The sequence below is a fragment of the Phycicoccus sp. Soil748 genome (assembly GCF_001428025.1).
Classification (GTDB): domain Bacteria; phylum Actinomycetota; class Actinomycetes; order Actinomycetales; family Dermatophilaceae; genus Pedococcus.
This window is the reverse complement of record NZ_LMSC01000002.1, coordinates 67376-90560: the sequence shown is the minus strand read 5'-3', so window position 1 is coordinate 90560 and position 23185 is coordinate 67376. Positions and strand designations below refer to the sequence as shown.

Here is a 23185-nt window from a genome sequence, read left to right as displayed (position 1 = left end):
CACGCGGCACCTCCGTGCGCGCTGCGGTCCTGGCCGACGGCCTGGTGGTGCGCCTTGTCGTGGGTGTGGTCGTGGGTGTGGCCGACGCCGGCGATCGGCAGGCTCGTGCCCGCACCCTGGGCCAGCAGGCCGGTCATCTGGTGGGTCGGGGTGGCCGAGAGCGCAGCGGCCTCGGCGGCACGGGCCGCGGCCACGCGGTTGACTCCGAGCTTGCTGCCCTGGATCTGCTCGTGCAGCGTGAGGATCGCGTTGAGCAGCATCTCCGGGCGCGGCGGGCAGCCGGGCAGGTAGACGTCGACCGGGATGATGTGGTCGACGCCCTGCACGATGGCGTAGTTGTTGAACATGCCGCCGGAGCTGGCGCAGACACCCATCGAGATGACCCACTTGGGCTCGGGCATCTGGTCGTAGACCTGGCGCACGACCGGGGCCATCTTCTGGCTCACGCGGCCGGCGACGATCATGAGGTCGGCCTGGCGCGGCGTGGCGGAGAACCGCTCCATGCCGAAGCGCGCGATGTCGTAGTCAGGCGTGCCGACGGCCATCATCTCGATGGCGCAGCAGGCGAGGCCGAACGTGGCGGGCCACACCGAGCTCTTGCGCATGTAGCCGGCGACCTGCTCGACCGTGGTCAGCAGGAAGCCCGCGGGCAGCTTCTCTTCGATTCCCATGGGTATGTCCTAGATCCTCGTCAGTCCCACTCGAGGCCGCCGCGGCGCCACACGTATGCGTAGGCCACGAAGACGGTCAGGATGAACAGCACCATCTCCACGAGCGCGAAGAGGCCGAGCTGGTTGAACGCCACCGCGAACGGATAGAGGAACACCGACTCGATGTCGAAGACGATGAACAGCATCGCGGTCAGGTAGTACTTGATCGGCACGCGGCCGCCCCCGGCAGCCTGGGGCGTGGGCTCGATACCGCACTCGTAGGCGTCGAGCTTGGCGCGGTTGTAGCGCTTGGGTCCGGCGATCGACGCGGCGAACACCGAGAACACGGCGAAGCCACCACCGATGGCCAGCAGGAAAAGCAGGGGGACGTAGGGGTTGCTCATCGCCGTGCCACTCCCCTTCCGAAGTCGTCGTCGAGGTGATCTGTGAAGCCAGGGCCGGCGCCGGTCCCGATGCGCCGAACGGCCTCCGCGTGGCGGACGGGCCGAGACGTGCGCGCCCCAATCCTAGGGGTGGCCTCGGGGATTGCACGACGGGTCATGCGTCGGGCGCCATCTTGGACAGGGCGGTGATGATGCGGTCGCTCGCGTCGCCCCCACGGGGCTCGGCGAGGTTGGCCATGACCTTCAGCAGGAACCTCATCAGGGTCGTCCGCGGAAGGCCGTACTTGGTCGCGAGGCGCATCACCTCGGGGTTGCCGATCATCTTGGCGAAGTAGCGACCCAGCGTGTAGTAGCCACCGAGCGCGTCGGCCATGACGCCGGGGTAGGACTGCAGCACGCGCTCGCGCTGGGCGGAGTCACCCCGGGCGAACGCCTGCGCGATGACCTCGGCAGCGAGGCGGCCGGACTCCATGGCGTAGGCGATGCCCTCGCCGTTGAACGGGTTGACCATGCCGCCGGCGTCACCGACGAGGAGCAGGCCCTTGTCGTAGTGCGGCTGGCGGTTGAAGCCCATGGGGAGCGCGGCGCCGCGGATCGGGCCGACCATGGTCTCGTCGTTGTAGGTCCAGTCCTCGGGCATGGTCGCGACCCAGCGACGCATGACGTCCTTGTAGTCGGTCTTCCCGAAGGCGCTGGAGGTGTTGAGGATGCCGAGCCCGACGTTGGAGGTGCCGTCGCCGACGCCGAAGATCCAGCCGTAGCCGGGCAGCAGCACCTTCTTGCCCTGGTCGTCGGTGGACCACAGCTCGAGCCACGACTCGAGGTAGTCGTCGTCGTGACGGGGGCTGGTGTAGTAGGTGCGCACGGCCACGCCCATGGGGCGGTCCTCGCGCTTCTCGCGGCCCATCGACAGGCTCAGGCGCGAGGAGTTGCCGTCGGCGGCGACGACCAGCGGTGCGGTGTAGCGCAGCTCGGGCCCGGTCGCCCGGCCCTTCTCGTCGGTGGCCTTGGCGGTCACGCCGACGATGGAGCCGCGGGAGTCCAGGATCGGGCCGGTGACGTTGGTGCCCTCACGCAGGCGGGCGCCGTGCTTGACGGCGTGCTTGGCGAGGATGTCGTCGAAGTCCTGCCGCGTGCGGACCAGGCCGTAGGGCGGGAAGCTCGCGAGGTCGGGCCACGGGAGGGACAGGCGCATGCCGCCGCCGATGATCCGCAGGCCGTGGTTCTTGATCCAGCCGTCCTCCTCGGGCGTGGGGATGCCGAGGGTGATGAGCTCCTTGACCGCGCGCGGGGTCAGGCCGTCGCCGCAGACCTTCTCGCGGGGGAACGTGGTCTTCTCCAGGACGAGGACGTCGAGCCCCGCCATGGCCAGGTACGCGGCGGTCGCCGACCCTGCCGGACCCGCGCCGACGACGATGACGTCGGCGGTCTCGGTGGGTGTGCCTGACACAGGACTGCCAGCCGCAGCCTGCTTGATGGTGTCTGTCACGCCTGCCTCACCCGCTTGTGAACGACTTCACGAACTACAGCTGCGGAGTCTATTCCCGCCCTGCACGCCCCTCCTAGTTAGGCAGCCCTAACCCGCCTGTCCCTCGCCGTTCACCGCTCGCGCCCCGGTGCCGGGCTCGCCGTTCACCGCTCGGTGCAGCGCGACGATGCCGCCGGTCAGGTTGCGCCACGCGACCTCCGACCAGCCGGCCGCCTCGATGGTGATGGCGAGCTCGCGCTGCGCCGGCCACGCCTGGATCGACTCCGCGAGGTAGACGTAGGACTCGGGGTTGCTGCTCACGCGGCGCGCGATCGGCGGCAACGAGCGCATGAGGTACTCGGTGTAGACCTTGCGGAACGCGCCGTTGACCGGGTGGCTGAACTCGCAGACCACCAGGCGGCCTCCCGGGCGGGTGACCCGCCGGAACTCCGCGAGCGCCGTCTCCACGGAGGCGACGTTGCGCAGGCCGAACGACATGGTGACCGCGTCAAAGCTGGCGTCGGCGAAGGGCAGCCGCATCGCGTCGGCGGCGGTGAACCCGAGGTCGGGGCGACGCTGGTTGCCGACGCGCAGCATCCCGAGCGAGAAGTCGGCCGGCACGACCCGGACCCCGCCGTCGGCGAAGGGCTCGCTGCTCGTGCCGGTGCCGGCCGCGATGTCGAGGACCGTCTCGCCCGGCCGCGCGGCCACGGCCTTGAGCACGGCCCGCCGCCACAGCCGGTCCTGACCGAGGGAGAGGACGTCGTTGGTCAGGTCGTACTTGCCGGCGACGTCGTCGAACATCGCCGCGACGTCCCGGGGGTCCTTCTCGAGGCTGGCGCGCGTCATGGCGTCATCCTCCCATCCGGGGCAGGACCACGACCGGCCGCCCACCGGTCGTAGGCTGACCCCCGACATGAGCACCCTGCCCACGCCCACGGCCGCCTCCCGGCCGCACGGGACGCCCCTGGTCGCCCGCACCGTGGCACTCCCCGACCCGGGCCACCTCCTGCGCCTGCTGCCCGACGTCGCCGACCCGCGGGTGCTCGCGAGCTGGGTACGCCGTGGCGAGGGACTGGTCGGTTGGGGGCGCGCGCTGGAGTTCACCGCCCACGGCCCCGACCGGTTCGCCGAGGCCGAGGCGTGGTGGCGTGACGTCGTGGCGACCGCCGTCGTGCGCGACGAGGTGCGCAGCCCCGGCACCGGTCCCGTCACCTTCGGCTCGGTCGCGTACTCCGCCGGGTCACCCTCCGGCGCAACGCTCGTCGTACCGGAGGTCGTCGTCGGGCACCGCGACGGCCAGTGGTGGGTGACGACCACCGGCACCGGCGCCGAGCTCCCCTCCCCCGTCGTGCCCCGGCAGTCCGAGCCCGTCGAGCCGCAGGGCATCGCCTTCGCCGACGGCGCCCTGTCGCCGACGCAGTGGGCCGGCGCCGTGGAGCAGGCCGTCGCACGGATCACCGCCGGCGAGCTCGACAAGGTGGTGCTCGCCCGCGACCTGCGCGTCGAGGCGCAGGAGCCCATCGACCCGCGCTGGCTGCTGCAGCGGCTCGCCGAGCGCTACGACACGACCTGGGTCTTCGCCGTCGACGGCCTCGTCGGCGCCACCCCGGAGATGCTCGTGCGGCTCGAGAAGGGCCTGGTCACCTCACGCGTGCTCGCGGGCACCATCCGGCGCACCGGTGACGACGCCCACGACCTCGCCCTCGCGGGATCGCTGGCCCGGTCGAGCAAGGACCTCGAGGAGCACGAGTACGCCGTGCGCTCGGTCGCCGACGCCCTGCGCCCGCACTGCTCCTCGGTCAACGTGCCCGAGTCGCCGTTCGTGCTGCACCTGTCCAACGTCATGCACCTGGCCACCGACGTCGCCGGCGTCCTCGCCGACGGTGCCACGTCGCTGACCCTGGCCGCGTCGTTGCACCCGTCGGCCGCCGTGTGCGGCACGCCGGCCACTGCGGCCGACGCGCTCATCTCCGAGCTGGAGCACATGGACCGCGGCCGCTACGCAGGACCGGTCGGCTGGATGGACTCCTCGGGCGACGGCGAGTGGGGGATCGCGTTGCGTTGCGGCGCCTTCGAGCCCGACGACGCGGCGGCGATGCGGCTGTTCGCGGGCTGCGGCATCGTCGCCGGCTCCGACCCCGACTCCGAGGTGGCCGAGTCCGACGCCAAGCTCGTGCCCATGCGCGACGCCCTCACGGCAGGCTGACCGGTGCGGGACGACCTAGCCGCGTCTGCGGACGCCAGCGGTCCCGCTCGGGACGACGCCTGGGCTCCTCGACCCGCGGACGCCGTGGTCTTCGACCTCGGCAACGTCCTGATCCGCTGGGACCCCGTGCCCGCCATCGCCGCCGCGGTGGGCCCGGAACGGGCCGCGGCGTTCCTCGCCGACGCGGCCTTCGACTTCGCCGCGTGGAACCGCGCCAACGACGCCGGACGCAGCCTCGACGAGGCGGAACGGGTCGCCCTCGCCTCGCACCCCCACTACGAGCAGGAAGTCCTGGGCTACCGCCAGAACTTCGACGCCTCGATGGTCGAGGAGATCGCGGGCACCGTGGCCATCCTGCGCGAGCTGCACGCGGCGCAGGTGCCGCTGTTCGCCCTCACCAACTGGTCGGCCGACCTGTTCCCCTTCGCCGTCGAACGGTTCGAGTGGCTCGACCTGTTCGAGGACATCGTCGTCTCGGGTGAAGAGGGCGTCGCCAAGCCCGACCCGGAGATCTTCGAGGTGCTCGAGGAGCGCGTGCGCCACCTCGCGGGGCTCGACGACTGCATCTTCGTCGACGACAGCCCGGCCAACGTCCTGGCCGCCGAGGCGACCGGCCTCGACGCGATCCTGTTCACGGGGCCCGAGCACCTGCGCGAGGACCTCATCGCGCGGGGTATGCCGCTGCGCCACCTTCCCTGAGGGCGTCGGCCGCCGCCTGGCGCAGTAGGGCGTGCTGGTCGCGGTGCAGGGACCGGTCCAACGGCACCTCCAGCACGCCCAGGCCGTCGGGGCGCGCGGCCAGTGCGTCTGCGAGCCGGGCCTGCGACGTGACCAGCTCGTGCCGCACGTGGTGCGCCGCGCAGAGGGCAGCGAGGTCGACGCCGGTGGGGGTGCCGAAGACGCGCTCGAAGTCGGCTGCCCGCGTGGGCTCGCCCGGTTCGAGCAGGGTGAAGATGCCACCACCGTCGTCGTTGACGACGACCAGGGTGAGGTCCGGGCGGGTCTCCATCGGGCCGATGAGCAGCCCGTTGGCGTCGTGCAGGAAGGTCAGGTCGCCCATCAGCGCGTAGGTCGGGTCGCTTCCCGCGAGGGCGACGCCCACGGCGGTCGACACGCAGCCGTCGATGCCTGCGAGCCCCCGGCTCGCCACGACCCTGAGGCTGCAGTCGCGAGGGGCCGAGAGGTCGAGGTCGCGCACCGAGCTGGACGACCCCACGAACACCGTCGACCCCTCGGGGAGGCTGTCGAGCACGGTCTGCGCCACGGCCAGCCCGCTGGGCCAGGGCGCTCGCTGGTCCGCCGCGGCGGCCGCCACCCGGGCGCCCGCCGCCTGCCACGACTGCAACCAGGCGGCATCCGGCTGAGCGCCGGTAGCGGTGTCGGTCTCGGTCGGTGCGTCGAGGACGGTGACCGGGTGGACCGTGTGGATGTCGGGTCGCGACTCGATCCACCCGTGGGCGCCCACGGCCTCGACGCGCACACCCTGACGACGCAGCAACCCGGCGACGGGACGGGAGAGGGTCAGCCGCCCCACCGCGATGACACGGTCGGGGGCATGGGCGTCGAGCCAGCCGGGGTCGCTGAGGACGAGTGGGCCGTGGGGCAGGACGTCGGGTCGGGGATGGGTGCCGAACGGCTCGGCGAGCACCGGCCAGCCCCGGTCGGTGGCCCAGCGGACGGCGCGCTCGAGCTGGTCTGGCTCGGGCAGGTCGCCCACGACCACCACCGTCCTGGCGACGTGGTCCACGCCGGCCACGGGTGACGTCTCGACCGAGGGCTCGACGACCGCGGGGGTGGCGACCGGGGTCGCCTCGAGCGGCTCGGGCCAGGCCTCGTCGTCGGTGGGCACCAGGGGCTCGCGCAGCTGCACGTTGAGGTGAACCGGACCCGGCTCGGTACGGGCGCCGGCGCGGGCGTCGCTGCGGGAGCCCGTGCCGGTGGCGTGGCGGACCGCTTCGGCAGCGAGCTCGCGCCACCTCGCCACCTCGCCGAGCGCGCGACGTGGGGCCGGAGCGTCGGCCGACCAGCGCACTGCCTCCGCGAACATCCCCGGTTGCACGGTGGTCTGGTTGGCCCCGGTCCCCCGCAGCTCCACGGGCCGGTCGGCCGACAGCACGATCAGCGGAACCACGCCGTGGTGGGCCTCGAGGACCGCCGGGTGCAGGTTGGCGACGGCGGTGCCGGAGGTCGTCACCACGACGGCCGGCACGCGGGTGAGCTTGGCCAGGCCGAGGGCGAGGAAGCCGGCCGAACGCTCGTCCACACGCACGTGCAGGGTGAGGCGCCCCGCGCGCTCGGCCTCCTGCACGGCATACGCGATCGGCGCCGAACGCGAGCCCGGGCAGAGGACCACGTGCCGCACGCCACGCCGGACCAGCTCGTCGACGAGCACGGTGGCCAGGGCGGTCGACGGGTTCACGGTCCGGATTGTGCCACCCGTGGTCAGGGCGCCCCGCGGGCGATCCGGTAGTCCCGCACCACCACCTGCGCGCCCTCTGCGGGGTGGAAGAACGCCTCACTGCCGTCGCGCCAGGCGACCAGTGACGGGTCGGTGGAACGGTCGACGGCTGCCGCTGTCGCTGCGTACTCCCCCACCCCGTGGGCCTCGCTCCCGGTGCCGTCGCGGCCGTCGTCGAGGTCCCGGGTCGCGGTGACCCAGCCCGAGCGGTCGGGGTTGGGGGCGCCCTCGAGCCGTGGCACCGGGTCCTGGTGGTGCTCGAGCGAGAGCACCTGGACCCCGGCCGGCACCGGCATCCGCGCCACCGGCGACCCCGCCGTCACGACGTGCGTCACCCGGTGGCGCGCGGTGAACGCCGGTGACGAGGCGAGCCCGGCCGCCACGATGCCGCCGAGGCTGTGGCCGACGAGCATGACGGGTTCGGTCGAGGCGTCCCGCCCCGGACCACCCGCGGACGCCGGCCCTGCGGCGCCCGACCCTGTGCCGCCCGACCCTGCGCCGTCCGACCCCGCCCGCGACTCCGCCTGCGCCTGGTCGAGGGCCTCCTGCACACCCCGGGCGAGCGCGGTGGACTCCTGCGCCATGGCCCGCACGTCGGTGGTGACGTCGCAGGGGTTCGCACCGGTCCGCGGGTCCCACACCTGCGTGCCGCTCACCTCCACCAACCAGACCGGTCCGGTCCCGGTGGGCACCTCCACGACACGGATGCGGCCCGGGTGGTCGGCCGGGTCACTCAGCGGACCCTGACCCCGCACCAGCTCCTCGAGCGACCTGGGCGCCGAGGCCCCCGACGGGCCCGCCGGTTCGCGCTGCATGTGCACCGGGCCGCTGTCGTCCAGCAGGCCCCACACGGCCGCCGAGTCGGCGAGCACCGCGAGGGCGTCCTCGTAGGTGCGGGGGCCGCCCGGCCCCTCGGCGTCGGCTGCCGCCCCGGGCGTCAGCAGCGGTGCCGTCAGCGGGTCGGACCGCAGGCCCGCGACCAGGCCCTCCGCGCCGCCCGCCAGGTCGGCCACGGCCGGCACCTCCCAGACCGCCCGGTCCAGCGCCCCACCGACGTCCACCCCCAGCGCCTCGAGCGCCAGGACCCCGACGGCCAGCTCGGGCGCCTGCGACCCCACCACGAACATCACGGCGTCCTGCGTCAGGGCCACCGTCCGGGCCACCTCGGCGTCGACGGCCCGGTAGGCGCTCACGGTCGCGGCAGTTGCGGTCACCAGTCCGACCAGGCGCGCGGCGTCCCCGGCCAGGCCTGCGGGACCCACCGCCAGCGCCAGGGCCCCCTCTGCCGCGGCGGCCGTGACGACGGCCGGCGCCACCCCGGCCAGCCCGGGGTCGGCGGCGACGAGCAGGGTGCGGGCGAGGGAGGCGGCGATGTCCTGCGCGCTGCCGGCCAACCGGCCCGACGCCTCCTCGAGCGCGGCGAGGCCGACCGTGGTCCCGCCGACTCCGCCGCGGACGCGCAGCCCGCCGTCGCTCACCGGTCACCACCACGGCGCCGACCATGGTGCACGGCGCCCCCGACCAGCGGCAGGGCGTCCACGACGGACTGGACCGCGGACGCGTGGGCGAGCAGGAACCGCGCAGCGGTGTCGAGCAGCTCGGCGGTGTGGTGCAGCGACAGCACGCACAGGGTGACGGAGTCACGAAAGGCGCTCGCGGTGGCTGACTGCCACGACACGGAGCGGGTGGCGGAGACCTGCGCGGCCACCTCCCTGACCTGCTCGGCCTCGAGCGCGACGCGGCGCGCCAGCCGTCTGATGTCCTCCGGTCCACCCACCATGCTGCGACCGTTCCGCAGGACGGACGGCGCCGACAGGAGCCGCCCGCCCGGCTGTGGACGTCAGTCGCGCAGGACGCCACCTGTGCACGAACAGGCCAGGGGGTCAGGTGGGGCCCGATGACCGCTCGATGAGGAAGTAGCGCTGCGGCCCAGTGGATCCCGTCATCACGCCCCAGCCGGCGCACGTGCGTCCGGGTCGAGGCCGGCGAGCTCGACGAGGAACAAGGCAAGAGCCACCGCCGTGCGCCGCAGCTCGTCAGGGTGGACCGACTCGTCGGGACCGTGGATGCGCGACGCCGGCTCCTCCACGCCGAGCAGCAGCACCTCGGCCTCGGGCACGACCTCCGCCAGCGTCGTCGCCAGCGGGATCGAGCCGCCCTGGCCAGCCGTCGCCACCTCGTGGCCGAACGCCCGCTCCATCGACCGCGTCATGGCGGCGTACGCGGGGCCGTCGGTGCGCGCGCGGAAACCGTGGCCGAGCGACACCGGGCGCACCTCCACCACGCCGTACGGCGTGTGCCTGCGCAGGTGGGCCATGAGCAGGTCCTGGGCGGCGCGGGGGTCGGTGGCGGCCGGGACCCGCAGGTTGACGACGGCGCGGGCCTCGCCCTGCACGGCGGCGGTCACCTGGGAGACGGGCGGGCAGTCGACGGCGAGGACCGTCGCTGCGGGCCGTGCCCACAGGCGGTCGGCGATGCCGGCGGCGCCCCTGCCGCCACTGAGCGGTGCGACCCCGGGCACGACCGCCGTGTCGTCGGCGAAGCGCTGCTCGTCGAAACCGGCGCCCTCCCAGGTGCCCTCGCGCTCGAGCCCATCGATGGTCGTCTCCCCCTCGGCGTCCCGGAGCGAGGCCAGCGCCGTCAGGAGGGCCTGCAACGCGTCGGGAGCCGCGCCGCCGTACATGCCCGAGTGGGCGGGGTGCGCCATCGTCCGCACCGTCATGAGCACGCTGCCGGTGCCGCGCAGCGAGGTCGTCAGCGTCGGCGCGCCGAGCGCGACGTTGCCCGTGTCGGCGAGGACGAAGGCGTCGCACCGCACCAGCTCCGGGCGGGCGCGCGCCAGCGCCTCCATGCCCCCGCTCGACTGCTCCTCCGACCCCTCGCAGACGACGGCGACCTCGACCGGCCACGACCCGAGCACCTGACGGACCGCCCGCAGGGCGAGCAGGGTGGCGACGAGGTTGCCCTTGCAGTCCGCGGAACCCCTGGCGTACCAACGGCCGTCGCGTTCGGTCAGCTCCCACGGAGGGACGGACCAGGCGGCGAGGTCGCCGGCAGGCACGACGTCGTGGTGGGAGTAGAGCAGGGCCGCCGGCGCACCAGCCGGTCCCGCCGAGCGACCGACGACGGCGATCGACCCGTCGGGCGCCTCCACCTGCTCGACCCCGTCGACCCCGGCCTCGGCGAACAGCTCGGCCACCAGCGCCGCCGACGCGGCGCACTCCGACGCCGGCTCGATGACCGGGTTGGCGACCGAGCGGAACGCCACCAGGCGTGCGAGGTCGTCGCGGCCGCGCGCCATACCAGCATCGACCGCGGCAGCCAGGCGGCCGGCGACGGACCCGGGCGCGTCGCGCGGGTCGGGCACCCGGGTCATGGGACGAGGTCGTCGAGGTAGAGCGGGAGCATCTCCCACCAGGTCGGCCAGTCGTGCATGTAGCCGGGGCCCCAGTCGTCGACGCGGTTGGGGATCCCCTTGTCGCCCAGCACCTTGGCCACGGTCCAGGACTCACCGACGTCCTCGTAGTCACCGCTGCCCGAGGCCAGCAGCACGAACCGGTGGCGCAGCGTCTCCAGCGCCTCGCCCTCGAGACCGGCCACGAACTGCAGGGGCGAGGAGAAGTAGAGGTCGTCGGTGTGCGGGCCGCCGATGAACTGCTCGATGGCGTAGGTGCCGCTCATGCCTATGGCGGCGCTGAACAGGTGCGGGTAGCGGCACAGCATCGAGACCGCGTTGAACGCCCCGATCGACGCACCGGCCGTGACGATCGGCTGTGGCCCGTTGCTGTCGGCGTGGATCGCCGGGACGACCTCGTGCGCGACGGCCTGGTGGTAGGCGTTGAAGAGCCACATCCGGTACTCGGTCGAGCCGACCCGGGTGGCCATCGCCCGGCCCGCGGCGCTGTCGCACGAGTAGACCTTGATGCGCCCGGCCTCCAGGAGCGGGCCGAGCCGGGCGACCAGCTGGTTGCGCTCGACCTCCTCGGCGTCGCCGCCCGCCGTGGGGAAGAGCAGGACGGGCACGCCGTAGTGCCCCCACCGCACCAGGGACAGCTCCTGCTCCATGCGGTCGGACCACCAGTGCTCGCTGACCTTCACGTGCGCCTCCTCCAGGTCGGGCGGGTATGCCGCGCAACGGGTCTCACTCGTACACGAACTTCTGCGGGCCGGGGAAGATCCAGGACAGGCCGTCGCGCAGCCGGTCGCGCCAGTCCTCCCAGTTGTGCCCGTCGCGGGCCTCGACGTAGCGCACCGTCATCCCGGCCTGACGGAACACCGGCACCATCGAGCGGTTGGGCGTGATGAGCGGCTCGTAGGTCCCGCAGGACATGAAGATCCGGTCGACCGGGCGGCTGGGCCTGGCGCGGTAGCGGTTGACGAACTTCACCACCGGGTCGAAGTAGGGGCCGCCGCCGTGGTCGCTGCCGATGTCGGTGAAGACCATCGACGCGGACTGAAGCAGCAGCGAGCCGAACTCGCCCGGGTAGCGGACCGCCGTCGACAGGGATGCGATCCCGCCGAAGCTCGAGCCCATGAGGCAGCGGCCCTGCGGGTCGTCGACCAGGGAGAAGCGCTCGGCGAGCCTGGGCACGAGCTCGCGGGCGATGAAGCGGGCATGCGGCGCGTGGTTGGGGTACTCCTTGAGCCGGTCTCGCGGCGGCACGAACGCCACGACGACCGGTGCGACGTCGAGGCGGTGGATCAGGTTGTCCAGAACCGTCTTCATCGCCGCGTAGTCGAGGTAGTCCGTGCCGTCGTGCACGACGAGCAGCGGGTAGCGCTGGGCGGCGGTGTAGCGCGCCGGCAGGTAGAGCCTGACGGGTTGCTCGCGACGAAGTGCTTTGGAGCGCAGCACGTCCTCGACCATCTCACCCTGCCGCGCCTCGGGGTCGTGGTGCACCCAGTCGGGCACCTCATACCCGGTGGCGGCGCAGACCGAGCTCGACCCCATCGGCGAGTGCGCCACCTTGGGGTTGAGCGGGTCGTTGAACGTCTCGTAGTGCTCGCCGCGCCGGGTCTCGAGCTGGTACTCCACCCGCGAGCCGCTGGGCAGCGTCGTCGTCACGGCCCAGAGGTCGGTGTCGGGCAGTCGCTTCATCGGCAGCGGGTCGGCCAGGCCCACGACCCGGTGGCGGACGCGGACCTCGTCGGCGTCGCCCCGGAACAGGAAGGTCGCCCGCTCCCCCTCGACCACGGGTGACGGGTGGCGGGCCAGGAAACGGTCGATCGCGGCCCCGTCGACGGGCAGACGCTCCCGCAGCCGGTTGACGGCCAGCCTGCGCTCGTTCACGCCGTGGCCCCCTGCCCGGTGGGCGTGGACGCCGACGAGGCCGACGGTGCGCCGGGCGAACCGCCGCCCAGCTCGTGGATGGCTCCGTCGATGCCGAGGATGCGGGCGCCCCTGGGCAGCCCGCCCTCGGGGGTGAGTTCGAGCGCGGTGCCGTCGTCGAGGAGCACACAGTGCTGGTCGGTGAACCGGCGCGCCATCACCGCGCACCGGTCGCGGTCGTCGAGGCGCAGCCGGCGCCGGGCGTGCGGCAGCGCCACGACGCCCCTCACCCGGCCGAGGCCCCTGTCGTAGACCTCCGCCTCGGCGGCACCTTCGGGACCGAAGTCGTGGAACAGCACGACGCGCTCGGTCAGGGCCATCGCGCCGGCCGACCAGGCGATCACGGGCAGCTCGTCAGGGATGCGGATCGCGAACAGCCGCAACGCCCGCAGCAGCGTGCCGACGTGCCCGCCGGTGAGCACCAGGGCGGCGCAGTCGGCAAGCGCCGCGCTGATCTCGCCACGGTGCCAGGCGATGACACCGCTGGAGTCCAGCGGTGCCGCAGCGTCGAGCTCGGCATAGAGGCTCTTGAGCTGCGCCGCATACCAGGCGTCGACGTGCCGCACCCCCTCGACGGCGTCGTCGACGGCGCCGAAGGCGGACCCCTCACCGGAGCCGGCGCCCTCGCCCCGCACCCGCCCCTCCCCCGAGCTGTCCCGGGTGCGGCGCACCACGTCGTACACGCCCTCCATGGAGTGGTTCAGTCGCAGCCGATAGAGCGACAGGAGCGCGTCGTGGCGGTCGCGGAACGCGAGCGCCGCGGCGGCGAAGACGTCGTCCTTCGCGAGGACGTCGAACGTGCGGTGGTAGAGCCGCAGGTGGTTGGCCCGACCCTCGAGCACGGTGTCGAGCTCGTCGACGACGTCCTCGCGCTCCTCCCAGCCGGCGTTGATCGTGGCGACGGGGCCGTCGACGCCGAGCGAGCGCAGGGCGGTGCCGGCGGTGGTCATGAAGCGCTGAGGCCCCAGGAGGATGGTGCGCATGGAGTGGTTTCGCGCCTACCCGGCGTGGACGTGGATGGTGGCGCCGACGTCGTCGAGCATGCTGCGCAGGGTGTCGTAGTCGGGGTGGCGCATCCGCACGTAGGCGTTGGCCATGTAGCCCGCCTCGACCGGCTGGGTGTGGTGGCCGACATGGGGGAAGTGCGCGTCGATGACCCACTGCCCGTGCCGCGACTGCATCTCGTCGATGCCGCTGTAGCCGGTGATCTGGCCGTCCGCCTCGGGGCGCAGGGCGACGATGCCGGCCGAGTAGGGGCGGAGCATCTGCCGCTCGGGGACGCCGTGGACGATGACGTGCGCCCACTCGCGGTAGACGTCGACGTCGTTGCTCGCGGAGTAGAGGTCCCAGCAGCCGACTCCCGGTGGGCGGCAGCCGATCTCGGAGAAGCGCAGCCCCTTCGGCCCGTGGAACCACTCCATGTGCGTCGCCGACGTCTCGATGCCGAGGGCGGTGATGACGCGCTGTCCCATCTCGGCGACCTCGCGGTAGAAGTCGGAGTCGGCGATGCGGTTGGTGGTGATGAACTGGGGCGAGATCCAGCGGGTGCGCATCGCCTCCAGGACGTTGGGGTAGTAGTGCGTGGTCCAGTCGTGCACGACGTGCCCGTCGTGGGTGATGGTGTCGTAGAAGCCCTCGTGGCCCTCGACGAACTCCTCCACCGCGATCGAGGCCGCGCCGTGGCTGCCGAAGTCGACCAGCGCCCGGCCCAGCTGCTCGTCGTCGTCGACGCGCACGGTGTCCTTGGCGCCGGCGCCGTCGCGGGGCTTGAGGATCAGCGGGTAGCCGTGCTCCTCGGCGAAGGCCCACACCTCGTGGGCGTGGTCGACGGCACGGGAGGCCGCGGTGGGCACCCCCGCCTCGCGCAACGCCTGCTTCATCGACGGCTTGTCCCGGCAGAGCCACGTGGTGCGCACCGACGTGCCGGGGATGCCGGTGGCCTCGCGGACGTGGGCTGCGGTCATCGTGTGGGCCTCGACGGTCGCCTCCAGCCGGTCGACCCAGACCTTGGACTGGATGTAGCGCACGGCCTCGGTCATGTCGTGCAGGCTGGTGACCGAGCCGACCTTGTAGTAGCCGGCCATGGCGCCGCGCAGCTCGTCGTCCAGGGCCCACTCGTCGGACTCGCCGACGCCGATCACGTTCGCCCCCACCGAGGCGAGCGCCAGGGCGAACCTGCGCTGGTTGGCGGGGAACCCGGGCTCCACGAAGATGACGTTCACGGGTCGACCGTAGCGCCGCGCAGGTGGGGGTGGCATGCCGTGACGCGCTCCCGCCACCAGAGCTCGCGCTCCGGCGGGGCGGCCCAGCGGTCGAGCAGCGCCTCCCGGGCGTCCGCGCGCCCGACGGGCAGGTGACCGGCGGAGGGCACGAGCGAGGGGTCCGTGACGTCGCCGGCGAGCAGGGCGACGGTGCCGAGCCCGCAGGCGTGGTCGAGGTCGGGCAGGGCGGCTGCCAGCGCGACGCCGGCGGCCATGCCGACGGAGGTGTCGAGCGCCGAGCTGACCACGGCGCGGAGGCCACAGGCCTGCACCACCTCGAGCGCGCGCCGCACCCCGCCGAGGGGTGCCACCTTGACCACCACGAGGTCGGCGGCCTCCTCGCGCGCCACGCGCAGCGGGTCCTCGGCCTTGCGGATCGACTCGTCGGCGGCGACGAGCACGTCGACCCCGGCGCGGGCGAGGGCCCGCCGCAGCTCGGCGAGCTCCTCGACGCTCGCACAGGGCTGCTCGGCGTACTCGAGCCCGTAGCGGGAGAGGCGCCGCAACGCCGCGACCGCCTCGTCCACCGTCCACCCGCCGTTGGCGTCGACGCGGATCCTGCCCTCGGGCCCCATCGCGTCGCGCACGGCAGCGACCCGGTCGACGTCGTCCTGCACCGACTGCCCGCGCTCGGCGACCTTGACCTTGGCCGTCGTCGCCCCGTCGAACCGGGCGAGCACCTCCGGCACCCGCTCCGGCCCGACCGCGGGGACGGTGGCGTTGACGGGGACGGTGGTACGGCGCGGGGCCGGCCACGCGCCGTACGCCGCCTCGACGGCCGCACCGAGCCAGCGCGAGGCCTCGGCGGGTTCGTACTCCAGGAACGGCGAGAACTCGCCCCAGCCCGACGGTCCGCGCAGCAGCGCCGCCTCACGGACCTCGACGCCCCGGAAGCGGACCCGCATGGGGATGGCCACGACCCGCAGGCCCGCGAGCAGGTCGTCGAGCTCGGGCACCTCGTGGCTGGGGTGGTCGCTCACCCGCCCATCCAACCGTGCCGACCCGGGCGCTGCCGCGTCAGGCACCGAGGGCCCGCCTGCCACCCGTGCGTCAGGCGCCGCCGACCGCCTTGCGCAGCTCGTTGGCCGCGAGCGCGATGAAGGCCGCCGCGCACAGGACCATCGCGATGTTGGAGGGCAGCTTGTTGCGCCACTCGCGCGGCACCCGGTCGGTGTTGAGGATCCACAGCAGGGTCACCGACAGGAACGGCATGAAGAACGCCCCGAGCACGCCGTACGCCAGGATCAGGTAGACCGGCTTGCCGAGGAACATCATCACCATCGGCGGGAACGTCAGCCAGAGGATGTAGGCGCGGTACCACTTGCCGCCCAGCCGGCTGTCGGGGTGGTCCTGGCCGTGGCCGCGGACGTGGCCCACGAAGTCGGCGAACATCATCGAGACGCCGTTCCACACGCCGACCAGCGAGGACATCGCCGCGGCCCAGAAGCCGACGAGGAACACGCTCCCGGCCCACGCGCCGTACCGGCTCGCGAGGACGTCGGAGAGGTTGAGCAGGCCCTCGTCGCCGGTCTTGATCGCGATCTTGGCGGAGTAGAGCAGCTCGGCGCCGACGATGAGGGTCGAGACGACGAAGATGCCTGTGACGAGGTAGGCGACCCCGTTGTCGAGGCGCATGACCCGCATGTGGCCGGGCGTGGTCCAGCCCTTCTCACGCAGCCAGTAGCCGTAGGCCGCCAGCGTGATCGTGCCACCGACACCGCCCGCGACCGACAGCACGTTGACCAGGGCACCGTCGGGGATGAGCGGCACGAGGCCCTTGGCCAGCTCGGGCAGGTTGGGCACGGTCAGGACCGCGGCACCGACCATGGTCACGAACATGGTTCCGACGAGTGCGGCGCAGACCTTCTCGAAGAGCGCGTAGTGGCCCCACCAGACGAGCACCAGCCCGATGAGGCCGGAGAGGATGCCCCACGCCGGCACGGACATGAACGGCATCAGGGAGTGCAGCGGCAGCCCGGTGCCGGCCATCGCGGCGGCGCCGTAGACGAAGCCCCAGACGACGATGTACGGCCCGAAGTACCAGTGCGTCCAGCGGCCCAGGCTCGACCACCCCTGGTAGATCGTGCGGCCGGTGGCGAGGGAGTATCGACCGGCACCCTCCACCAGGACGATCTTCATGACGCAGCCGACGACGACGGTCCAGAGCAGGGCGTAGCCGTACTTGCTCCCCGCGATGAGGGTGGCGACGAGGTCGGCGGCCCCGACGCCGGTGGCCGCCACCACCAGCCCCGGCCCGATGAGCGACCACCCCGGTCTGCGTCCGTCGACGGTCGTGGTGGTGGTCGTGTCGGTGGCGCTGGCCATGAGGGGGCTCCGATGTCGGCGTTGACAGGAGTGCCCACGCTACCCAGAAACGGACAAATCGGTCCATGACGACCGGCGCACGGGGCCGGTCACGTGCCTGTAGCAGCGCCCGTACCCTGTCTGCATGCCCACGTTGTCCGACTTCTCCGCCACCACCCTCGAGGGCGCCGAGCAGGACCTGTCCGCCTACGCGGGCAAGGTCGTCCTCGTCGTCAACACCGCCAGCCAGTGCGGGCTCACGCCGCAGCTCGCCGGGCTCGAGGAGCTGCAGCGCACCTACGGTGAGCAGGGGCTGGTCGTCCTCGGGTTCCCCTGCAACCAGTTCGGCGGCCAGGAGCCCGGTGACGCCGAGGAGATCGGCGCGTTCTGCCAGCGCAACTACGGCGTGAGCTTCCCGATGTTCGCCAAGGTCGAGGTCAACGGCGACGGGGCCCACCCGCTGTTCCAGTGGCTGAAGTCGGAGAAGGGCGGCCTGCTCGGCAGCGCCATCAAGTGGAACTTCGCCAAGTTCCTGGTCGGCCGCGACGGCGAGGTGCTCAAGCGGTTCGCGCCGACGACCGACCCGGGCGGCCTCACCGACGACATCGAGAAGGCGCTCGCGGCGTGACCGCGCAGCCGACCGTCAGCGAGACGTTCGACCCCTCGGCGTGGGACGTCGTCGAGGGCTTCGACTTCACCGACATCACCTACCACCGGGCCAAGGGTGTCGGCGCCGTCCGCATCGCGTTCGACCGGCCCGAGGTGCTCAACGCGTTCCGTCCGCACACCGTGGACGAGCTGTACCGCGCGCTCGACCACGCCCGACGGACCTCCGACGTCGGCGTCGTCCTCCTCACCGGCAACGGCCCGGGCCCCGACGGCTCCGGCAGCGAGGGCAAGTGGGCATTCTGCTCCGGCGGCGACCAACGCATCCGCGGCCGCTCCGGCTACCAGTACGCCGCTGACGACGGTGACGACACCGCCGCCGGCGTCGACCACCGCCGGGTCAAGGCCGAGGGCGGCCGGCTGCACATCCTCGAGGTGCAGCGCCTCATCCGCACCATGCCGAAGGTCGTCATCGCACTGGTCAACGGGTGGGCGGCCGGCGGCGGCCACTCCCTGCACGTGGTCTGCGACCTCACCATGGCCAGCCGCGAGCACGCCCGGTTCAAGCAGACCGACGCCGACGTGGGCTCCTTCGACGGCGGCTACGGCTCGGCCTACCTCGCCAAGATGGTCGGGCAGAAGTTCGCCCGCGAGATCTTCTTCCTCGGTCGCACCTACACGGCCGAGGACATGCACCGCATGGGCGCGGTCAACCTCGTCAGCGACCACGCGACGCTCGAGTCCGACGCCCTCGACGTGGCCCGCGAGATCATGGGCAAGAGCCCGCAGGCGCAGCGCATGCTGAAGTTCGCGTTCAACCTGCTCGACGACGGGCTCATGGGCCAGCAGGTCTTCGCCGGCGAGGCGACGCGGCTCGCCTACATGACCGACGAGGCCGTGGAGGGTCGCGACCAGTTCCTCGAGAAGCGCGACCCCGACTGGTCGCCCTTCCCCTGGTACTTCTAGAGATGGACCCGGCCAGGTCGTCCGACCTGGCCGGGTCCACCTCTAGCCGGAGCCGCCGAGGTCGACGTCGTACGCCTCGTAGACCAGGTCGGCGCCCTTCTGCCGGTGCCGTCCCAGCTGGCCCAGGAGGGTCGTGACCTCCTCGCGGAAGACCGGCAGGTCGGCCATGGTGCCGCCGTGCTCCAGCACCGCGAGGTAGGCGTCGATGTCCTCGCGGAAGCGTTCGTGCTCACGGCGCAGCCGCTTGACCTGCCCGCCGAGACGAGGGCTGTCGCGCCCCAACGAGTCGTAGAGGCCACCGGGCGCCTCGGTGAGCTCGACGTGGTCGCGGAAGTCGTGCGCCAGCTCGGCGAGCGCCGCACGCACCCGTTCCCGCCAGGACCCGCCCCGGGCCAGCGGCGAGGCGAGCGCCTCGTCGACGGCCGCGACGGAGTCACGCAGCTCGGCGCGGTGGGTCCGCACCCGGTCGAGGTATGCCGCGAAGTCGGCGTCCATGGGGCCTCCCGCACCCATGGTCCCGCCGCCCGGGGCGGGCGTCCACCGGGCGCCCACCGGGTCTCCACCGGGCGTCCTTGGTGCCGGCAACGGGCGGCTAGCCTGAGCCGGTGACCTCGCTGCGCCCCCTCGCCATCGGCTCCGGGGACGCGGCCCGGGAGGCGTTGCCCGCCCTCCGCCAGGCCCTCGACGGCGGACGCGCCGTGATCCCGTACGGCGTGGGCGGCGTCCCCACGGCGGTCCCCGAGGGCGCGACGCCCGATACCGGCACCGCGCTCGTGGTCGGCACCTCCGGCTCGACGGGCACGCCCAAGCTGGCCATGCTCCCCGGCAGCTCGCTGGTCGCCAGCGCCACCGCCACCCACGAGCGGCTCGGTGGCCCCGGGACGTGGCTGCTGTCGATGCCGCCGCACCACATCGCAGGGGTCCAGGTGCTGGTGCGCTCGGTCGTGGCCGGCACGACGCCGGGGTTCGTCGAGCTCGACGGCGGCTTCACCGGCCGGGCGTTCGTCCGGGCGTCCGAGGCCCTGGTCGGGGAACGGCGCTACACCGCGCTGGTGCCCACTCAGCTGGTCCGGCTCCTGGACGACGCCGAGGCGACGGCGGCGCTCGCGTCCTTCGACGCGGTCCTCGTCGGCGGTGCGGCCAGCGCCCCGAGCCTGCTGGCCCGGGCGGCAGACCTCGGTGTCCGCGTCGTCACGACCTACGGCATGAGCGAGACGTCGGGCGGCTGCGTCTACGACGGGGTGCCGCTGTCGGTGAGCCGGGTGCGGGTCGACGACCTCGGACGGCTCGTGCTCGGTGGCGCGACCCTGGCCACCGGCTACCTCGGCCGACCGGACCTGACGGCCGAGGCGTTCGGCACCGACGAGGAGGGCGGGCGCTGGTTCACGACCAACGATGCCGGCCACCTCGACGCCACGACCGGGCGCTGGCACGTCGACGGGCGGCTCGACGACGTCATCACCACCGGCGGCCTCAAGGTGGCGCCGCGGCTCGTCGAGGACGCGCTGACCGCTCTGTCGGGCGTGGCCGAGGCCGTCGTGGTGGGGGTGCCGGACGAGGAGTGGGGGCAGGTCGTCGCTGCGGCCGTCGTCGCCCGGGCCGGGACGCCTGCACCGACGCTGGAGGCGGTCCGCAGCTCGCTGCGGGGACGCCTCCCCGACCACGCGCTCCCCCGCCGGCTCGTCGTCGTCGACGAGCTGCCACAGCGCGGACCGGGCAAACCGGACCGCGCCGGGATCGCCGGTCTGTTCCCCAGCCGGCCATGACACGATGGGAGCATGATCCGCCTGGTCCCGTGGCTCCTGGTGATCGCGCTGACGATCTACGCCCTGGTGGACTGCCTGCAGAGCGATGAGCGTTCCGTGCGCGGCGTGCCCAAGCTGATGTGGGCGCTGGTCATCGTCGTCCTGCCGCTCATGGGGCCGATCGCCTGGTTCGTCGCCGGCCGCCCCGAGCAGCCCCGGCCCGGCGCCGGTCCACGCCAGCAGCCGCAGCGCCCGCGTGGCCCCGACGACGACCCGGACTTCCTCCGTAGGCTCTGACCCGGCCCGCACAGCGCTGCTGCACCGGCGCCGACCCGCACGCCCCGTACCCGCCCGTACCCCGCCCCGAACCCCGAGCAAGCGAGACCACCACCCCATGGCCACCCTGTCCCAGTGGATCGCCGGCGCGCGCCCACGCACCCTGCCCGCTGCCATCGCCCCCGTCGTCGTCGGCACCGCCGCGGCCGCCCCCCTCGACCGGGTCGACCTCGGCCTCGCGCTCCTGGCCGTGCTCGTGTCGCTGGGGCTGCAGGTGGGCGTCAACTACGCCAACGACTACTCCGACGGCATCCGGGGCACCGACAGCGACCGCGTGGGTCCGATCCGCCTGGTGGGCCAGCACAAGGCGGCCCCGGAGAACGTAAAGCTCATGGCGTTCGCGTTCTTCGGCGCCGCCGCGCTGGTCGGACTGGCGCTCGTGGCCATCAGCGAGGCGTGGGTCATGATCCCGCTCGGCGCCCTGGCCATCCTCGCTGCCTGGCGCTACACCGGCGGCAACAACCCCTACGGCTACCGCGGGCTCGGTGAGCTCTACGTCTTCGTGTTCTTCGGGCTGATGGCGACCCTCGGCACGCTCTACACGCAGGCGAAGGAGCTGACCTGGGTCGGGCTCGCCGGTGCCGTGGGTGTCGGGGCCATCGCCTCGGCCATCCTCGTCGCCAACAACCTGCGCGACATCCCCACCGACGAGGTCAGCGGCAAGCGCACGCTCGCGGTCCGGCTCGGCGACCGCGGCACCCGCCTGCTGTACGCCGCGCTCGTGGCGGTGTCGCTGCTCATGGTGGTGCTGGTCGCGACCGGCCAGCCGTTCGTGCTGCTGGCCGTCCTCGCGCTTGCCGTGCTCTGGAAGCCGCTGCAGGCGCTGCGCGCCGGGGCCACCGGACGCGACCTCGTGCCGGTGCTCGCCGCGACCGGGCTCTTCGAGATCGCCTACGCCGCACTCTTCGCCGTCGGTATGGCGCTCAGCCAGTAGCCCGCGCCGGCCGCCGACCACGGCCCAGCTCTCAGGGAACCGGCACGACGGTCGTTACGGGAGGGGCGGTCACCGCGAAGCCTGGCGCCGTACTCGTGGCGTAGATCCGCAGGCTCAGGCCTCCCTCGGGCGTTCGGCAGGAGGGACGTCCTCACTGCAGCGACACGTCACGCTCGGGCCTGGTGCCCTTGGCGACAACCTGCACATGGACTGGGGAACCGGGCACCGGTCTCGTCCCTCGCGGAGGTGTGGTCGCTCAGGGTCGGGTGGGTCCCGTACGTCGGCAGGGTTACGTCGATCGCTCGATGACTCGGCGACAGCCCGGACCTACCGTGCTGGCATGGCCGGAAACCACGCAGAGCTCCCGCTCGACGAGTACCAGGACCTGAGCCACACGGTCGCCGTGGTCACCGAGCTGGTGGTCCTCGACGACGCCTGGACGCGGGAGGCGACGGCTTCGTCCGACCCGGCCACGAGAGACGACAGCCGGGTCGAGCAGCTCGGTGGCGTCGTCGACCGGCTCGACCAGCTGTACGGCGAGATCGGCGGGTTGGGGTCGCGCCTGGGCGACATCTTCCGCGCCCGGGAGGACCTGCTGCGCGAGCGCTACGAGGCGCTGGTCTCCGACGAGGCCGCTGACCGACCGCGAGCCCCGCGCACCAGGTCGCTGACCCCGGACGAGCGCAGCCGGGTCCGCGCCTTCGTCGACGACCGCGGCCAGGGGGACGTCGTCGCGCTTGCCGTGGATGCCGCCTACCAGCTCGAGCAGCAGGCCGGGACCCAGCGGCAGACCGTCCGTACGGAGTACGACCGCATCCGCGGCGGCGCATCCTCGGAAGGCGACATCGACCCGGACTTCGAGTTCTGGGTGCAGGCGGTGTCCCTCGCAGCCACCCTGGCCCTGGGCCCGGAGGCGGGCGGGGTCGTCGAGCTCATCGGCGGTCTCATCGCCTGGCTCGTCGGGTGAGAGCCGGCTGCGCCGCATGACCGAGGCTCGTCCGCCGTTCCCGCCGTTCGACGAGGTCAGCGCCCGCCAGAAGGTCCAGGCCGCGGAGGACGCCTGGAACACCTGTGACCCGCACCGGGTGAGCCTCGCGTACACGCCCGACTCCGTCTGGCGCAACCGCGACACCTTCGTGCGCGGGCGCGAGCAGATCGTCGAGTTCCTCACGGCCAAGTGGGAGCGGGAGCTCGACTACGCGCTGCGCAAGAGCCTGTGGAGCTTCACCGAGCACCGCATCGCCGTGCGCTTCCAGTACGAGTGCCACGACACCACCGGGCAGTGGTGGCGCAGCTACGGCAACGAGCTGTGGGAGTTCGACGACAACGGGCTCATGCGCCGGCGGGAGGCGTCGATCAACGACCTGGCCATCAGCGCGGGTGCTCGCCGCATCTTCGGCCCCCGCGCCGAGCTCGAGCGGTCGGCAGACTTCGAGATCCCCCTCGAGTGATGACGGAGGGACGGGGGCCACGGGCCCGTCCCTGTGTCGACGGACCCGTGGCCGGGGCGTGCCG

Annotated in this window: 23 protein-coding genes and 1 pseudogene; 9 read left to right on the top strand and 15 right to left on the bottom strand. The window is 73.0% G+C overall.

What is annotated here, in order from left to right:
- Positions 1-119: 119 nt before the first annotated feature.
- From ASG70_RS01835 to ASG70_RS01820, 4 genes and pseudogenes are all read right to left on the bottom strand, one after another.
- Positions 120-671: pseudogene (locus ASG70_RS01835) on the bottom strand (NADH-quinone oxidoreductase subunit B family protein); the annotation flags it as partial.
- 20 nt (positions 672-691) lie between these two features.
- Entirely contained in the window at positions 692-1054 is a 363-nt protein-coding gene (locus tag ASG70_RS01830; protein WP_056882154.1) for an NADH-quinone oxidoreductase subunit A, read from the bottom strand.
- Positions 1055-1208: 154 nt separating this feature from the next.
- Complete coding sequence (locus ASG70_RS01825) at positions 1209-2543, bottom strand: geranylgeranyl reductase family protein (RefSeq protein ID WP_082589955.1); 1335 nt, start codon at positions 2541-2543, stop codon at positions 1209-1211.
- An 87-nt stretch (positions 2544-2630) separates the two neighbouring features.
- Complete coding sequence (locus ASG70_RS01820) at positions 2631-3371, bottom strand: demethylmenaquinone methyltransferase (protein ID WP_056882152.1); 741 nt, start codon at positions 3369-3371, stop codon at positions 2631-2633.
- Positions 3372-3438: 67 nt separating this feature from the next.
- Between ASG70_RS01820 and ASG70_RS01815 the strand changes: the two genes are divergently transcribed.
- Together ASG70_RS01815 and ASG70_RS01810 are read left to right on the top strand one after the other, a co-directional pair.
- Positions 3439-4731 (top strand): isochorismate synthase MenF, encoded by a 1293-nt coding sequence (locus tag ASG70_RS01815; protein WP_056882151.1) that lies wholly within the window; start codon positions 3439-3441, stop codon positions 4729-4731.
- A gap of 3 nt (positions 4732-4734) precedes the next feature.
- Positions 4735-5430 (top strand): HAD family hydrolase, encoded by a 696-nt coding sequence (locus tag ASG70_RS01810; RefSeq protein ID WP_056882150.1) that lies wholly within the window; start codon positions 4735-4737, stop codon positions 5428-5430.
- On the opposite strand, the gene menD is transcribed toward ASG70_RS01810, so the two are convergent.
- From menD to ASG70_RS01760, 10 genes are all read right to left on the bottom strand, one after another.
- On the bottom strand, positions 5393-7150 hold the full coding sequence (gene menD / locus ASG70_RS01805; RefSeq protein ID WP_056882149.1) for a 2-succinyl-5-enolpyruvyl-6-hydroxy-3-cyclohexene-1-carboxylic-acid synthase: 1758 nt from the start codon (positions 7148-7150) through the stop codon (positions 5393-5395). The genes ASG70_RS01810 and menD overlap by 38 nt on opposite strands.
- A gap of 23 nt (positions 7151-7173) precedes the next feature.
- Positions 7174-8667 carry a hypothetical protein gene (locus ASG70_RS01800; protein WP_056882148.1) on the bottom strand — a complete coding sequence of 498 codons (1494 nt, stop codon included), beginning with the start codon at positions 8665-8667 and terminating at the stop codon, positions 7174-7176.
- Entirely contained in the window at positions 8664-8969 is a 306-nt protein-coding gene (locus ASG70_RS01795; protein ID WP_056882147.1) for a hypothetical protein, read from the bottom strand. The genes ASG70_RS01800 and ASG70_RS01795 overlap by 4 nt, the downstream gene beginning before the upstream one ends.
- A gap of 165 nt (positions 8970-9134) precedes the next feature.
- Positions 9135-10565: a M20/M25/M40 family metallo-hydrolase gene (locus tag ASG70_RS01790; RefSeq protein ID WP_082589954.1), complete on the bottom strand. Its 1431-nt coding sequence runs from the start codon at positions 10563-10565 to the stop codon at positions 9135-9137.
- Positions 10562-11287 carry an esterase family protein gene (locus tag ASG70_RS01785; RefSeq protein ID WP_056882146.1) on the bottom strand — a complete coding sequence of 242 codons (726 nt, stop codon included), beginning with the start codon at positions 11285-11287 and terminating at the stop codon, positions 10562-10564. Before ASG70_RS01785 ends, ASG70_RS01790 begins: the two co-directional genes overlap by 4 nt.
- A 43-nt stretch (positions 11288-11330) precedes the next feature.
- The gene (locus ASG70_RS01780) at positions 11331-12479 is read right to left on the bottom strand and encodes an alpha/beta hydrolase-fold protein (protein ID WP_056882145.1); all 1149 of its coding nucleotides are present in this window, start codon (positions 12477-12479) and stop codon (positions 11331-11333) included.
- Positions 12476-13501, bottom strand: a complete 1026-nt coding sequence (locus ASG70_RS01775; RefSeq protein ID WP_200949170.1) for a hypothetical protein — start codon at positions 13499-13501, stop codon at positions 12476-12478. The genes ASG70_RS01780 and ASG70_RS01775 overlap by 4 nt, the downstream gene beginning before the upstream one ends.
- 15 nt (positions 13502-13516) lie before the next feature.
- Positions 13517-14740 carry an acetyl-CoA carboxylase biotin carboxylase subunit family protein gene (locus ASG70_RS01770; protein WP_056882144.1) on the bottom strand — a complete coding sequence of 408 codons (1224 nt, stop codon included), beginning with the start codon at positions 14738-14740 and terminating at the stop codon, positions 13517-13519.
- Positions 14737-15684 carry an o-succinylbenzoate synthase gene (locus ASG70_RS01765; RefSeq protein WP_056882238.1) on the bottom strand — a complete coding sequence of 316 codons (948 nt, stop codon included), beginning with the start codon at positions 15682-15684 and terminating at the stop codon, positions 14737-14739. Before ASG70_RS01765 ends, ASG70_RS01770 begins: the two co-directional genes overlap by 4 nt.
- A 145-nt stretch (positions 15685-15829) precedes the next feature.
- Positions 15830-17104 (bottom strand): Nramp family divalent metal transporter, encoded by a 1275-nt coding sequence (locus ASG70_RS01760; protein WP_056882143.1) that lies wholly within the window; start codon positions 17102-17104, stop codon positions 15830-15832.
- Positions 17105-17228: 124 nt separating this feature from the next.
- Between ASG70_RS01760 and ASG70_RS01755 the strand changes: the two genes are divergently transcribed.
- Complete coding sequence (locus ASG70_RS01755; protein WP_056882142.1) at positions 17229-17711, top strand: glutathione peroxidase; 483 nt, start codon at positions 17229-17231, stop codon at positions 17709-17711.
- Positions 17708-18655, top strand: coding sequence for a 1,4-dihydroxy-2-naphthoyl-CoA synthase (locus tag ASG70_RS01750; RefSeq protein WP_056882141.1), 948 nt, complete (start codon positions 17708-17710; stop codon positions 18653-18655). The genes ASG70_RS01755 and ASG70_RS01750 overlap by 4 nt, the downstream gene beginning before the upstream one ends.
- Before the next feature lie 42 nt (positions 18656-18697).
- Here ASG70_RS01750 and ASG70_RS01745 read toward each other — a convergent pair whose 3' ends face one another.
- On the bottom strand, positions 18698-19150 hold the full coding sequence (locus tag ASG70_RS01745) for a hemerythrin domain-containing protein (protein WP_056882140.1): 453 nt from the start codon (positions 19148-19150) through the stop codon (positions 18698-18700).
- 110 nt (positions 19151-19260) lie between these two features.
- Between ASG70_RS01745 and menE the strand changes: the two genes are divergently transcribed.
- The 5 genes from menE to ASG70_RS01720 all read left to right on the top strand — a co-directional run bounded on the left by menE (position 19261) and on the right by ASG70_RS01720 (position 23121).
- Complete coding sequence (gene menE / locus ASG70_RS01740) at positions 19261-20421, top strand: o-succinylbenzoate--CoA ligase (protein WP_056882139.1); 1161 nt, start codon at positions 19261-19263, stop codon at positions 20419-20421.
- 12 nt (positions 20422-20433) lie between these two features.
- Positions 20434-20697, top strand: coding sequence for a PLD nuclease N-terminal domain-containing protein (locus tag ASG70_RS01735; protein ID WP_056882138.1), 264 nt, complete (start codon positions 20434-20436; stop codon positions 20695-20697).
- Positions 20698-20794: 97 nt separating this feature from the next.
- Complete coding sequence (locus ASG70_RS01730) at positions 20795-21670, top strand: 1,4-dihydroxy-2-naphthoate polyprenyltransferase (RefSeq protein ID WP_056882137.1); 876 nt, start codon at positions 20795-20797, stop codon at positions 21668-21670.
- A gap of 340 nt (positions 21671-22010) precedes the next feature.
- Positions 22011-22637: a hypothetical protein gene (locus ASG70_RS01725; protein ID WP_056882136.1), complete on the top strand. Its 627-nt coding sequence runs from the start codon at positions 22011-22013 to the stop codon at positions 22635-22637.
- 16 nt (positions 22638-22653) lie between these two features.
- Complete coding sequence (locus tag ASG70_RS01720; protein ID WP_056882135.1) at positions 22654-23121, top strand: nuclear transport factor 2 family protein; 468 nt, start codon at positions 22654-22656, stop codon at positions 23119-23121.
- Positions 23122-23185: the final 64 nt, after the last annotated feature.